This is a genomic window from Okeania sp. SIO3B5 (assembly GCF_010692555.1).
In the GTDB taxonomy this organism is placed as follows: domain Bacteria; phylum Cyanobacteriota; class Cyanobacteriia; order Cyanobacteriales; family Microcoleaceae; genus Okeania.
On the sequence record NZ_JAAHHG010000056.1, the window covers coordinates 22293 to 35828 of the forward strand.

General features: G+C 35.2%; 14 protein-coding genes and 1 tRNA gene. 8 read left to right on the forward strand and 7 right to left on the reverse strand.

What is annotated here, in order from left to right; all coding sequences use genetic code 11:
* Positions 1–142: 142 nt before the first annotated feature.
* From F6K54_RS10520 to F6K54_RS10535, 4 genes are all read right to left on the reverse strand, one after another.
* Entirely contained in the window at positions 143–1669 is a 1527-nt protein-coding gene (locus tag F6K54_RS10520; protein WP_293077191.1) for a hypothetical protein, read from the reverse strand.
* Positions 1670–1977: 308 nt separating this feature from the next.
* Positions 1978–2526 carry a hypothetical protein gene (locus F6K54_RS10525; RefSeq protein ID WP_293077193.1) on the reverse strand — a complete coding sequence of 183 codons (549 nt, stop codon included), beginning with the start codon at positions 2524–2526 and terminating at the stop codon, positions 1978–1980.
* 416 nt (positions 2527–2942) lie between these two features.
* Positions 2943–4121, reverse strand: coding sequence for a hypothetical protein (locus F6K54_RS10530; protein WP_293077195.1), 1179 nt, complete (start codon positions 4119–4121; stop codon positions 2943–2945).
* 120 nt (positions 4122–4241) lie between these two features.
* On the reverse strand, positions 4242–4457 hold the full coding sequence (locus F6K54_RS10535; protein WP_293077197.1) for a hypothetical protein: 216 nt from the start codon (positions 4455–4457) through the stop codon (positions 4242–4244).
* Positions 4458–4604: 147 nt separating this feature from the next.
* Here F6K54_RS10535 and F6K54_RS10540 point away from each other — a divergent pair, with 147 nt between their 5' ends.
* The 7 genes from F6K54_RS10540 (at position 4605) to F6K54_RS10570 (ending at position 8443) form a co-directional block, all read left to right on the forward strand.
* On the forward strand, positions 4605–5156 hold the full coding sequence (locus F6K54_RS10540) for a hypothetical protein (protein ID WP_293077199.1): 552 nt from the start codon (positions 4605–4607) through the stop codon (positions 5154–5156).
* A 254-nt stretch (positions 5157–5410) separates the two neighbouring features.
* A complete protein-coding gene (locus tag F6K54_RS10545; RefSeq protein ID WP_293077201.1) occupies positions 5411–5656 on the forward strand; it encodes a DUF5678 domain-containing protein in 246 nt (81 codons plus the stop codon).
* Between the two features lie 146 nt (positions 5657–5802).
* Positions 5803–6069, forward strand: coding sequence for a hypothetical protein (locus F6K54_RS10550; RefSeq protein ID WP_293077203.1), 267 nt, complete (start codon positions 5803–5805; stop codon positions 6067–6069).
* A gap of 513 nt (positions 6070–6582) precedes the next feature.
* Positions 6583–6774, forward strand: coding sequence for a photosystem II reaction center protein PsbZ (psbZ, locus tag F6K54_RS10555; RefSeq protein WP_293077205.1), 192 nt, complete (start codon positions 6583–6585; stop codon positions 6772–6774).
* 183 nt (positions 6775–6957) lie between these two features.
* Positions 6958–7539: a 6,7-dimethyl-8-ribityllumazine synthase gene (ribH, locus tag F6K54_RS10560; RefSeq protein ID WP_293077207.1), complete on the forward strand. Its 582-nt coding sequence runs from the start codon at positions 6958–6960 to the stop codon at positions 7537–7539.
* A 228-nt stretch (positions 7540–7767) separates the two neighbouring features.
* A tRNA-Gly gene (locus F6K54_RS10565) sits at positions 7768–7839 on the forward strand.
* 199 nt (positions 7840–8038) lie between these two features.
* Positions 8039–8443: a hypothetical protein gene (locus F6K54_RS10570; protein WP_293077209.1), complete on the forward strand. Its 405-nt coding sequence runs from the start codon at positions 8039–8041 to the stop codon at positions 8441–8443.
* 283 nt (positions 8444–8726) lie between these two features.
* Here the strand turns inward: F6K54_RS10570 and F6K54_RS10575 are convergent, their stop codons facing one another.
* Positions 8727–8903 (reverse strand): hypothetical protein, encoded by a 177-nt coding sequence (locus F6K54_RS10575; RefSeq protein WP_293077211.1) that lies wholly within the window; start codon positions 8901–8903, stop codon positions 8727–8729.
* Positions 8904–9893: 990 nt separating this feature from the next.
* The gene (locus tag F6K54_RS10580) at positions 9894–10709 is read right to left on the reverse strand and encodes an acyl-CoA desaturase (RefSeq protein ID WP_293077213.1); all 816 of its coding nucleotides are present in this window, start codon (positions 10707–10709) and stop codon (positions 9894–9896) included.
* 539 nt (positions 10710–11248) lie between these two features.
* On the opposite strand from F6K54_RS10580, the gene F6K54_RS10585 reads away from it, so the two are divergent.
* On the forward strand, positions 11249–12478 hold the full coding sequence (locus F6K54_RS10585; RefSeq protein ID WP_293077215.1) for a methionine gamma-lyase family protein: 1230 nt from the start codon (positions 11249–11251) through the stop codon (positions 12476–12478).
* 143 nt (positions 12479–12621) lie between these two features.
* Here the strand turns inward: F6K54_RS10585 and F6K54_RS10590 are convergent.
* Positions 12622–13536 (reverse strand): transposase (locus tag F6K54_RS10590; protein ID WP_293077217.1); only part of this gene is annotated, 915 nt, incomplete at its 5' end.

The following is a 13536-nucleotide window of genomic DNA, read 5'->3' on the forward strand; positions in this document are numbered from 1 at the left end:
TCAAAAAAGCAGGGTATAACAAAACGTTGGAGCAGACTAATACAAGATATTAGTGGAGATGGTCTTGAATAATATCTGCTACTCAATTTAGTTGGTGATGGTAGTAACCAAGATCCTAAGATTATGTTCCTTATTTAAGGAATTAAGAAGTAAGAAGGTCAACTGAAATTGTAGTGAAAAAAGCCAATAAAAAGCGGGCGGAAACTTCCGCTGCATATTCACGAAATTGGTCATTTTTATCATGGTCTGCATAATCTTGAACTCCTTTAACAATAATTATGGGAATTTCGGAAATTGCGCCTACTACACCAATAGCTGCTCCTTCCATTTCTACTCCTAATATTTTCCGTTGGAGTTTTTCGATACGTTGGAAAAGTTGAGGGTCTTTTTGTACTTTGCTAGTAGTGGCAATTACCCCTGGATGAATTTCAGGATTTAAGGGGTCTTTATAGCGTTGATTTTCTAGATATTCTAATCGTTCATTTTTAATTTCTTTCACAGCTTTTTCGGTTAATTCCAAAGAGTCTGTTTTTAATAATTCTTGTTTTTTTAAACGTTGAATTGCCTCTCTCCAGTCTGGGCATTCTGTTTGTCTTTCTGGGTGCTGGTCTGGGCTAGAATATTTGTCTGGTTGTTGTTGAAAATTATAGAGTTTGTGGAGTAACCAACGCTCTTGATGATAGTAAGATTTTGGTCTAGGAGTTTTAATAGTATTCAGCCAATCTTGAGGAAAATCTTCAATAGCAAGTTTCCATTTAAAATTGAGGTTATAGGTGCGAATTTCATGGAAGATTTCTTTATTACGAATTTGTTGGTTATCTATTGATTCGTAATAAGCAACGAGTTTACCATAGTCAAATTTAAAGACTTCTTTCGCAACAATTACATCACCTAAAAAAACTTTTTTTTCTTTATTGCCTGCACAGACTCCAGTCATTGCTAAACAACTAGGTTTTAATTCAGAAATAAGTCGAGTAGCCAGATTATTAGTATAGTTTTCTCCCATTTCCGGAGGTCGGGCTGCTAATATATTTAATTGAGTACCGTTTTTATGGTTTAAAGTAGTTTTGTAGTAGGGAAAGTTGGAACTATCTTTGAATTCTTGCCAAGTATTTCCAGATTGATTATCGCAGTTTTTCAGAGCATCCAATTCATCTTTGAGAGCTGTAATAATTAGAATATCAATTGTTGATGAAGGAGGTTTCGTATCGGGTCTTGATGAAATAGGTGATGGATTATTTGGGGGTGAGGTAGGAACAGATATTTCTGTGTTTAATTCTCCGATTTTTAATTCTCCGATGTTTAATTCTTTTATTCTTCTTTTCCCAATACTAATTATTTTATTAGCAATTTCTATATCTGTCTCCTCTAAATTATATTTTTCTGGTTGCTTCAGAAGATAATCTAACAAAGCCATTAAAGGATGATAATCTGCTTTTCGACTAGAGACTGAATAATCTTTAAATTTGGAGACTAAAATAGTAATAAATTCATTAATATCTAAGTTAAAGTAAAGATTAGCAATAAAATATTTATCTATTCCAGCATTTCTCAGAATACCTCTTCTTCCTGATATGCCATCAATATCTATAAAAATATTTTCTAATAATCTTTCTAGTTGAATTAAATCGTCTTGTGGTAAATCTGAAAAGATGCGAGAGTTTGTCATTTTAGTTTATTTCCATTAATTGATGTTTTAAATTTTAACAGTTATAGCGTTTCTCAAATTGGTGAGATACAGTTTTAGATTCCCCCTAACCCCCCTTAGTAAGGGGGGAACTGCTTAAAAAGGGGGATTTAGGGGGATCGTAAATGTACCTCATCTGTATAAGAAATGTTATATCTAGAAGAGAAATTTTTGACCTAAGAAATACAGCATATTCCTCGTATAAGAAGTACAGAGATTAACAATTAAATGTTTGTAGTGCGGCCATATTTGCCCCCGATGAATGTACCTGACAAAAGTAGAATCTGCTATTAAGGTATTAAAGTTGTTTCAATGACTTTTCTCAACCTTTTCCATGCTCCTTCTCCTTTAAATTTTTCCCAAAATGACGAAGGTTGGTCATAAAAATAAAGTTGTTCTTCACTTAAGCAGTAAACAACAGGCACTTCATACCATAATAAATCAACATTATGATCGAAAGGATTTTCTTGACGTATCTTCCTTTTATTTTCTTGGTCTAAATTATCGACAACAGCAACAGAAAAACAAATATTGGTAGGTATTCTGAAATTCCAAAGTTGTGCGGTAATAGATGAAGTAACTTTTTCTTTTCCATATTCTAGACATTCAGTAGAATACTGTCTTAAAGTCTGTGTAGTAATAGAGGGAAAATAAGTCATAACAAAAAAAGCATCTCCTCTCATTTTACATAAACCAAAATCAAGTTCAAAATTAGTTAATTTAACCACAAGATTGGCATTAAAGTTTCTATTTTTAGTTTCAACATTATTCTTTATATCTAAAGCACCCTGACTTTTCAGATTTTCCTGAATACTATCTAAATAAGTATTGAGGTTCATAGTTCACCCTTCTATTAGTATTAATATATTTTGAATTTTAAGCAGTGCGAGCATCTTGATCGCCAGTAAACTATTGTGGATTTAAACTGCATATTTGCTGTGTGCTTAGTTGATGATATAACCCTTATTACTTCTGTACGGGTGATTCTTCAGCAATTAACAATTAACAATTACCTCTTCTTAAAACTGACAGGATTGACTAAAAGGATTTTTTTTATTTGATCCCTTTAACAGGGGAGGCTTTAAACCTGAATTGTTGAATGAATAATTCTTAACTATCAACTCTTAATTATTAATTATTCATTATTAATTATTCATTATCTGGTAAATTACCCCTACTGACTTCTGACTTGCTAAACGCATTTTAAATGCCTCTTAGCTAACTATTATCTGAGTGAGATAAAATTAACTATATATTAGGCAATTAAAGTTTTTTCAATGACTTCTCTCAACCTTTTCCATGCTATTTCTCCCTTGAATTGTTCCCAAAATGACGAAGGTTGGTCGTAAAAATAAAGTATGGCTTCATCTAAACAATAAATAACAGGAACTTCATACCATAATAAATCTACATTCTGATCGAAAGGATTTTCTTGGCGTATCTTAGTTTTAACTTCCTGGTCTAAATTTTTAACTACAGCGATAGAAAAACAAATATTACAAGGTACTCTAAAATTAAAAATTTGTGTACCAACAGATGAAGTAGTTCGATCTTTTCCATATTCTAGACATTGAGTAGAATACTGTCTTAAAGCTTTTGTATTTATAGAGGGTAAATAATCGATGATAAAAAAAGCATCTCCCCTCATATTAAATGCACCGAAAGGAAGTTCAAAATCAGTTATTTTTCCTACAACCTCAAACTCAAATTTTCCATCTGTACTTTTAACGTTCTTTTGTATATCTAAGGCACCTTGATTTTTAAGATTTTTCTCGATTTTGCTTAAGTAATTATTTAAGTTTTTATTATTACCTTCCATTGTTTCATGAGATTGGTATTGCAGAAATTTTTGAATTTGTAAATTTCCCATTTTCTGCAATTCCTCTAAAAACTCAATGTCTCGGTCTTCTAAATAACCAAATTTTTTTCTAGGTTGATTAGTTACAAAATGTGTAATTAGTAATAGTGGATGATAATAAGGATTTTGGCGAGAGACTGTATAATCTTTTAAATCAGCGACTAATATACTTACAAATTCCTGAGGATGTAAGTTAAAATTTAGGCTATCTATAAAGTAACTATCAATACCAACATTTTCTAGAAACGCCCGCCTTCCAGAAATAGAATCAAGTTGTTGAAACAATTTTTGGAAGATTGATTTTAGTTTAGTAATATGACTTTGCTTTAAAATAGAAAATATCATTGATTCAGTTGTATTCATTGTCATCGTAATTAATATAGTTATAAATTCCTGATGAGATAAGTTAAAATCTAGGCGATTTATAAAGTAATCATCAATACCAACAGATTCTAGAAACCCTCGCCTTCCAGAAATAGAATCAAATTGCCGAAACAATCTTTGGAAAATTAATTCTAGTTGAGTAAAGTTATCTCGGTCTAAAATAGAAAATATTATTGCGTCAGTTGAACTCATTGTTTTCTCCTTAATTAGCATTATGTGTTTTTTAATTTTTGATAGTAAGCTGTAAGAAAAATTTCCAATTGGACATCCTTAATCCCTCCACCTATCCCAACAAACCAAATTACATCAGGCTTAAAATAAGCGATCGCCCTTTCTGCTTCTATCACTACAGGAATTTCCAGCACCAGTCTCGACAATACCCACTTCCCACTTTTGACTACCAATAGAAAATTTACCCCTCTCATAAATTGTCCCATTAGGGTGCATCTCTTCCCTCAAATCACTAAGATGAACACGTACTGCCATATATTCGATGCGAATTGCCGTTAAAATAACCGCACAAGACATACCTTTTACCTAGTAATTGAACTGCTTTCTATTATGGCTAATTTATTTTGAAATGTGTAAAAATTAAACTGCTTTTCAATAAATTTCAACTCATTTCCAATACTGCTCAATTACTTCTATTACCAACTTATTACAGAAAAAAATTATATGAACGACCAAGAACCCATACTTCAAGTTTTTCTATTTGAATACAACAAATTGAAGGAAGAGCAAGTAAAACGTATTGCATTCCGAGACCAAATAATTTATGTAACCCTGGGAATATTTGGTGGAATTCTTTCCTTTGCTCTATCAAATAAAACTAATTTTTATGCCCTCTTAGTTATTCCTTGGGTTTGCCTAATTCTCGGTTGGACTTATTTAGTTAATGATGACAAAATTTCTGCTATTGGAAAATATATTCGGTTAAATCTCACAGAAAAAATTAAAGCACAAACAGATGATTCAGATATCGAATATATCTTTGGCTGGGAGATTGCTCATAGAAGTGATGAAAGAAGAAAAAGGCGCAAAATACAGCAATTAATTATTGATGAAATTACTTTTGTTTTCTCTGGTTTAGTTGCTTTATTTGCTTTCTGGTCTCTAGGTACAAATCTTCCTTTGGTGATTCATATATTTTGTGTTGTTGAGCTTATTCTCTTAGTAGTTTTAGGCATAGAAATTATTATTTATGCCGATTTAGCTAAAGGTCGGTAAATAATTAATAATTAACAATTAATAATTAATAATTATTGTCGCTGTTGGCAATAATGATAGCGAGGTTTATAGTTCTTTAAAAAAGAAGAAAATATAGTAATGCCTTTAGTTTTTGAACTGCCCGAACCCAATGACAAACTTGATGGCTACCTGCTATTTTATCGAATCTCATAGAATAATTAGTTTTGAAAGTTGAAAGGGGATTCAAAAATTGCTATATATTAGTTACAAACCTATTTTTTTTAGGAGAAATTATGAGCGATATTAGCGTCGAAGAATTAGCAGTAATTTTAGAGGAAGATGATAAGTGGTTGACCGAAAATTACAACAAACTTATCCAACAGTATCCAGGACAAATGGTGGCTATTAATGAAGGTAAAGTAGTTGCCGTGGGAAGAGAAGTAAGGGATTATTGTGCCGCCCGACAAAAGGCAGGTTTGGTAGGGCCATTACTAATAAACGTACCCCATCCCGATGATTTAGAACCATTTTTAATTTAAGCAAAGGGCACTAATTTTATGGCAATTATTTAGATTTAACTACAAACTGGTCAACGGTACTTTTCAACCTATAATTACTCTTGGCGTTCTTCTAAAAAATGCCTGGAGACGGGTAGATTTTTACGTCGATTCAGGAGCAAATTATAGTGTGGTTAGTTCTAAAGTTGCGGAGGAATTTGAGTTTAATTATCTCCAAGAGCGATCGCGTCAATTTACAAGTAGGAGATGGTAGTCTGATTCCAGTTTATTTGCACGATTTAGAAATACAGTTGGGCAGGGAAAGATTTACTTGTCTGATTGGATTTTCCCATCGCTTGGGCGTATCCTTTAATGTTTTAGGAAAGCAGGGAATTTTTGACAAGTTTAAAATCTGTTTTCTCGAATCTCAGGGAATAATTAGTTTTGAAAGTTGAAAAGTAATTAAGTAAGTTAAGAAATCTAAAACTATTTTTCAATAATTAATAATTAATAATTAATAATTAATAATTACCTCTTCTTTTCAAGGAGAGGATTGACTCAAAGGAAAATTTTTCTTTTTATCCCCTTAAAAGGGGAGGTTTTAAACCTTAATTATTCGGTAATTATTCTGAGGAAAGATTTGCTAATTTGTCTTTAGTCGCTTCTAGGATAATAAGGTCTGTTGACTTTAACGACACTTTTGAATGTTCCATCAAAGTAATAAAAAAGGGAAAAGTTTATATTATATCTCTGAAATGACCTACCTACATCAAAAATTAACCACTCAAATTTAAGATTATCGTTGCACAGTATGTAGCTAAGAAAAAATTGGTTAGGTATAAACTGATGATGAATCTTAGAGGGCGAAAATATTTTTTCAACCGTTCCCTGTTCCCTGTTCTCTGTTCCCTGCTATATGATATTCTAATTTTTTATAGGATGAGTTTGTTGTTATACCGGGAGAATAGATGTTAACATTCCTGTTTCAATTTGTACTACTTCTATTAGTAGTTTTGTCTTTTATATTAGTAGTTGGCGTACCTGTTGCCTATGCTTCCCCCCAAATTTGGAGTCAAGGCAAACCTTTGATCTTTATTGGTTCTGGTTTGTGGGTAGCACTGGTAATTGCAGTAGGTGTTTTGAACTTTTTGGTGGTTTAGGCCAGAAATTTTGATTTTAAATTGATAGAATCAGACAATTCTATTGGGCAATACCTAGATAAAACGTAGTGTAAGAGGCAAGAGATAGCGAGTTAGTGCTTGTTGCTACTTGACTCTTACTCACCTTTATACTAAAAGTTATTAGCTTTTATTTCAAAAATTTAACTAAAAAAGAATTCTAATATGACAGTTTTCGAGGGAACATTTACTCAAACGGACTCCTTACGCTTTGCTATTGTGATTGGTCGCTTCAATGACTTAATTACTGGCAAATTGATTGAGGGTTGTCAAGATTGTTTGAAACGCCACGGTGTAGATCCAAACCCAGAGGGTACTCAAGTGGATTATGTTTGGGTCCCAGGTAGTTTTGAGATTCCTCTAGTTGCCCGTCAACTGGCCATGAATGGTAGCTATGATGCAGTAATTTGTTTGGGAGCTGTAATTAAGGGCCAAACTCCTCATTTTGATTATGTAGCTGCTGAAGTATCTAAAGGAATTGCAGCGGCAGCATTTCAAACGGGAGTACCAGTAATTTTTGGCATTGTAACTACAGATACTATGCAACAAGCTCTAGAGAGAGCTGGCATTAAAAGTAATAAGGGTTGGGAATATGCCATGAATGCTCTGGAAATGGCTAGTTTGATGCGTCAAATGAGAGGTGGTATAAACTCCTCACCTAATAATCGTAGTATTACTGGTACAACACAAGCGTTACCTATAACTTCAAACCATTTAGTAGAATCCGATCTATCTCCAGAAGCTTAACGAAGTCAGAAGTCAGATAGGGGAGCCGTCGGATTGGCGACGTACAGAAGTTATTTTTGTAACGGGGATTTGAGCAAGGCTCCAAAAATATTTCGCCTTAAAAGGCGGGGTTGCGCGACCCAATTTTTTTGAGAAACCAAGCTATCTACAATTTTTGATCGGAAAAAATCTGCTAGAGGGTTGACAAATAAAATTATTTGTGAAATTATAGATGTATGGTTAAAAACTGCGGGTATAGCTCAGTGGTAGAGCGCAACCTTGCCAAGGTTGATGTCGCGCGTTCGAATCGCGTTACCCGCTTAATTAAGGGTGAAACTTTTGACTAATAAAGCTTAAGTTCGTCTATTAAATAGTTCAAACAATGGAATATCAAGAATAAAATTTTTTCCTTGTTCCCTGTTTCCTCTTGCTTTTGCTATAAGTTAGAATTGGGATAATATACCTATGCTGATTATTAGATTGTCTTTTTTCTATCAACGCCGTCGGTTCTACGATTACTTTGCGACCTCAAAAAGCTCTGAAAATTGATTTGAATGGAGAGTACCCCTGTCCATGTAGACGTAGGGGCAACTTAATTCCAATAACCCTGACAGATGCCTTTGGCTGTAATCGCTGTCAGCAAATATTTGTGGTAAATGAAAGTGGGGATACTATTGAACAACTCTCGACTCACTATCCCTACAAACCAGCTTGGCGATGGACAGGCAAACATTGGAATCGTGCCTATTCTAATTGGAGGGCGCATTATTTACCAATAGCTATAGTAATGATTTTAGTCCCATTAGTGATTTGGTTACCTCTGGCCTTACATTCTCCTGGTTCTAATATAGTTATTTGGGCACTGGTGGCAGTGGTTTTGGCTATGCTTCCTGCCTTGATTGTCTGGCTTGCTTATAGACGGTGACCTGAGTAGGGAAGTGTTCAACAATTAATAATTAATAATTAATAATTAATAATTACCTCTCCTTGAAAAGAAAAGGTAAGACTCAAAGGAAAATTTTTTCTTGTTTCTCCTTTTAAGGAGAGGCTTCAAACCTTAATTATTCGGTCAACATAGGAGTAATTGGTAGTCCTGCTTGCGTAATGATATATAGGAAAAAGGAATACCCTTCAATAATTAATAATTAATAATTAATAATTAATAATTAATAATTAATAATTAATAATTAATAATTAATAATTAATAATTAATAATTAATAATTACCTCTCCTTGAAAACGGATAGGATTGACTAAAAGGAAATTTTTTTCTTGTTTATCCTTTAAAGGAGAGGCTTCAAACCTTAATTCTTCGGTCATGGGAGCAAGAAGCTTCCACTGTTCTCGTAACAAAAATAATGACAATGCACGACTATTAATATGCACAACCACCGAATAATTAATATGAACTGACTAATAATTATCGAAAAGGTTATTTTTTCTGTGTTAATTATTTAATAATTAAAGTTTCAACTAATTTTCTTAAGCAGGGTAGTAGGAAATAGTGGGAAATTTCAGACATTTTCAAGAGAATGAAGAAGAGTATTTTTACAACTTTTAAGGCATTTTTTGCTAAAGTCCCGTTACTAATTAATGAGACCTAAGATCGCGCAGCAAAACGAAAAAAGATGAGATATTAAAGCAGAAAATAAGTAATACTAATTCCCAAAAGTATTGCTATACTTGGGCAAGACTTCAGTTGTTAACTAATCAGCACAAGCAAAATCACTTTTTTGTTAATTTCAGCTAAGTTAATGTTAATTAGGGTTTGCTGAAAAAGTCTTTTTGTTGAGGTAGGAGTCAGGAGACAACCCACCCCTCGCCCCTCCCAGGAGGGGGAGACAGGAGAAATGGCTTGGGAGCGAGGAGGTAGGAGTAAGAATTTTCCCAAGATTGTTCTGCCCAACTATGCGCCTAAAATACTAACTTTTTGAGCATGAAGAGCTGAAAAGCTTGCACTTTTGTTTACCCCAAACAGGCACTTGTCTTTATATGTCAATGCTTTTAGATTTAATCAGCAAGCCCTAATTATTCTTATGTTTGTTTCTCCCTGTACGGACGTTGCATGCAACGTCCCTACCCACTCCCCTACTCCCCTGTTCAACAAAATGTAGAAAAGTTTTTGAGAAATGGTGTAAGTATTCTGGAGGAAATGCTTACAAAAATTACCCTATATGATGCTTTTCATATAGGGTGAAAAAATTAATTTAGGGTGTATAGCAGTTGAAGGAAAGGTTAGGACAGTTCAAAAGTTTAAAACTCAGACAAAGTAAGACTTTTCCTTCTTACTTCTTACTTCTTACTTCTTACTTCTTACTTTTTCCTTCTTACTTCTTACTTCTTCCTTCTTCCTTCTTCCTTCTTCCTTCCGTTATGCTATTTTGTTGCCAATTTCACATCAGTTGCTAAACCAAAAACTTGTAATAATTGAATCATCATCCAAGTCGTATCAATTTCCCACCATTGCAAACCATGACGTGCAGAATACTGAAAAGCATGATGGTTATTGTGCCAACCTTCACCATAAGTTAATACGGCTACCCACCAACAGTTAGTAGAAGAATCACCAGCATCATAAGTACGATAACCAAATTTATGAGTGGCACTATTAACTAACCAAGTGCAGTGAAAAACAGCAACTATTCTGAAGAAAATACCCCAAACTACAAAAGGTAAACCTCCTATAAGGAAAAGTAAAATGCCAAAAGCAAACTGAATGGGAATAAAGTTATTTTGCAAAAATTTATAAACAGGATCGTCTGCTATATCTTTGGTATAGCGAGGAACTTCCGATCTGATTGGTAGATGATGAAGCATCCAACCCATGTGACTCCACCAAAACCCACGATGGGAGTCATGGGGATCTTGTTCATTATCTGAATGTAGGTGATGAATACGGTGTAAACCTACCCAGTCACAAACTCCACCTTGACAGGCAAGTGTACCGCAAAAAACTAAGAAGTATTCCAGCCACTTGGGAGTTTTAAAGCTGCGGTGTGTCACCATACGATGAAAGCCTAATGTAATACCTAGACCACCTGTAATCCAATGTAATAATAAGGCTAAACCAACTGCAGTCCAACTAAAGTTACTGGGAAGCAGGGCAAACAAGGCTCCAATATGCAGGAATGCCATAAAGCCTATTATGCTCCAATCAGGGGAAAATTTTTCTGATGTTGTTGAAATTGTCATGAAAATCTCTAGGTTAAGAACTAAATAGCTCAAAAGGAGCTAGCTTAATCAAAGCAAGTTTATATGTTCGTATAGGATATGGAAAATATTTTGGTAATAACTACTTAATCTATATCTATTAATTCAGAAGCAGAAAGTTAAAAAATATTCTTATACCAAAATCCAGTTTTTTGTTAAGTGTTTAAGTTTAAATTCCTAACTAATAATACAGGATAATTTTTCTTAAACCAAGGTACTATAAATATAGTAAATAAATATAGTAAAATCTCTAATTTTTGGTGATTGAATCTGAAAATTTGATTGATAAAAAAAAGTCAATTACTATCTTTAAAATTAAGCAAAACACTGCTTTGTTTATTGAGTTTTTTGACTTCAAATTTATTATGGCTTTTTGATGAAACTTTTTTCAAAAAAAATCACAGCCTCAACAATCTAAATTAATTCTTTGTTGACAAAGGAATTTTAGATTTTATTGTGAATTTGAGTATTAACAAAAATTTACACTTTGTATAGCATACCACAAATACAACAAATTAAATATGAATAGCACTACTTATCTACAAACAGCAGAACAAGACCTATTTCCCATATTTTCCGATATTGATAGCTTAGTCAAGCAAAATCTCAGACGAGTTATAGATGCTTTTCGGGAGCATCGGGTAGGTGTCCATCACTTTGCAGGAGTTACTGGTTATGGCCATGACGATCTAGGGCGGGAAACTTTGGACAAGGTTTTTGCTCAGATTATGGGGGCTGAGACAGCAGCGGTAAGAGTCCAATTTGTTTCTGGAACTCATGCGATCGCCTGTGCTTTGTTTGGGACTCTGAGGCCAGGGGATGAAATGTTGTCTGTGGTGGGTTCTCCTTACGATACTTTGGAGGAGGTTATTGGTCTGAGGTCCGAAGGCCAAGGTTCTCTGAAAGATTTTGGCGTTAGTTATCGGGAATTGCCGTTAACTGAGACTGGTGCAATAGATTGGCGGGGGTTGGAGTCTGCAATTACTGAGAAAACTCGTCTGGCTTTGATTCAACGTTCTTGTGGTTATTCTTGGCGAGCTAGTTTGTCTATTGCAGATATTGAGAAAATTGTCAAGATAGTTAAGGAACAAAATCCTCGGACAGTTTGTTTTGTGGATAACTGTTATGGGGAGTTTATTGAGGAGCGGGAACCTCTTGTGGTGGGAGCTGATTTGGTGGCGGGGTCTTTGATTAAAAATCCTGGTGGTACTATAGTTCCGGCTGGTGGGTATGTGGCGGGTAGGGGAGATTTGGTGGAGGCTGCTGCTTGTCGGTTAACTGCTCCTGGTATTGGTAGTAGTGGTGGGGCAACTTTTGAGCAGAATAGGTTGTTGTTTCAAGGTTTATTTTTGGCGCCTCAAATGGTGGGGGAGGCAATGAAGGGTAATCATTTGACGGCTTATGTTTTTGATAAGTTGGGTTATCCTGTTAATCCTCTTCCTTTTGAAAAACGACGGGATGTTATTCAGGGGATAAGGTTGGGTTCTCCGGAGAAGTTGATTGCTTTTTGTCGAGCTATTCAGCAATATTCGCCTGTGGGGTCTTATTTAGATCCGGTACCGGCACCGATGCCTGGATATGAAAGTGAGTTGGTTATGGCGGGGGGGACTTTTATTGATGGGGCGACTTCTGAATTTTCGGCGGATGGTCCTTTGAGGGAACCTTATGTGGTGTTTTGTCAGGGGGGGACTCATTGGACTCATGTGGCGATCGCTCTGGAGGCGGCTATTGAGGCAGTAGGGTTTTTTTGAAGTCAGAAGTCAGAAGTTAGAAGTCAGAAGTTAGATTTTATAGGCTCAAAATGGTTTCTCTTCTAGGCAAACCAGAGTCGGTTGAGGGGTATGTGACATCCTCTCCCCTTAAACCAAAGATTATAACGGGAGATTCCTAAACCTCACGATTTAGGCTTACTGCTTGAGTGGCACTTATCTAGACTGTTGCCAGCCCCCGACAGTACGCCTACACAGTCAATTTTTTGAACCACGATCTGCCCGACCGCAGTGACACCTCGATGGCAAATTACTTTTGCTGCTGCTACATCACGGTTGATTTCGTAGTGACATTCAGGGCATTTATGAGTACGTTCAGACAAATCTTTTTTACCTGTATGCGCTCCACAATTCGGACAAATTTGACTGGTATATCTGTAGTCTACCTTGCCGAAATATACCCCTCGTTTCCTGCATACCCAAGCTAAGATATTGAAAAACTGACCGAACCCTGCATCTAAAGTATGCTTGCCTAACATTCCTTTAGCCCATTTCCTCAAGTCTAGGTCTTCCACAAATATCATTCCTGCTTGGTCACATAAATGATGAGCTAGTTTAAAGTGAAAGTCTTTTCGGGTGTCTGAGATTTTTTGATGAAGTCTTGCTATTTTTTGGTTAAGCTGATGTCGATTTGCTGATCCCTTAGATTTTAACTTTAATCTACGTTGCAGTAATCTCAACTTGCTGTGTAGTTGGCTTAAAAACTTTGGACGTTCAATCAATTCACCATCAGAAGTTGCTAAGAATTTATCAAGTCCAATATCAATTCCTAGGGGATGTCCTGAAGCAGGGGCATCCGGAACACTGACGGGACTTTGTATAGATAACATGGCAAAGTACCCGCTTGCTCGTCTTACAACCCTCACCTGTTTCAGCTTAAATCCTTCTGGAATTGGTCTAGATAATCTCATCGGAACTAATCCAATTTGGGGTAGTTTTATATACTCGTTCGAGATGGGATTATTTTTAAACTGAGGGAATACAAAAGACCGCATTCTGTACTTGTTTTTAAAGCGAGGAAAACCATAACCTTGCTCTTT

Coding starts and splice junctions, on each gene's coding strand:
- F6K54_RS10520 (WP_293077191.1), bottom strand. CDS start 1,669: ATGACAAACTCTCGCATCTTTTCAGATTTACCACAAGACGATTTAATT.
- F6K54_RS10525 (WP_293077193.1), bottom strand. CDS start 2,526: ATGAACCTCAATACTTATTTAGATAGTATTCAGGAAAATCTGAAAAGT.
- F6K54_RS10530 (WP_293077195.1), bottom strand. CDS start 4,121: ATGAGTTCAACTGACGCAATAATATTTTCTATTTTAGACCGAGATAAC.
- F6K54_RS10535 (WP_293077197.1), bottom strand. CDS start 4,457: ATGTCTTGTGCGGTTATTTTAACGGCAATTCGCATCGAATATATGGCA.
- F6K54_RS10540 (WP_293077199.1), top strand. CDS start 4,605: ATGAACGACCAAGAACCCATACTTCAAGTTTTTCTATTTGAATACAAC.
- F6K54_RS10545 (WP_293077201.1), top strand. CDS start 5,411: ATGAGCGATATTAGCGTCGAAGAATTAGCAGTAATTTTAGAGGAAGAT.
- psbZ (WP_293077205.1), top strand. CDS start 6,583: ATGTTAACATTCCTGTTTCAATTTGTACTACTTCTATTAGTAGTTTTG.
- ribH (WP_293077207.1), top strand. CDS start 6,958: ATGACAGTTTTCGAGGGAACATTTACTCAAACGGACTCCTTACGCTTT.
- F6K54_RS10580 (WP_293077213.1), bottom strand. CDS start 10,709: ATGACAATTTCAACAACATCAGAAAAATTTTCCCCTGATTGGAGCATA.
- F6K54_RS10585 (WP_293077215.1), top strand. CDS start 11,249: ATGAATAGCACTACTTATCTACAAACAGCAGAACAAGACCTATTTCCC.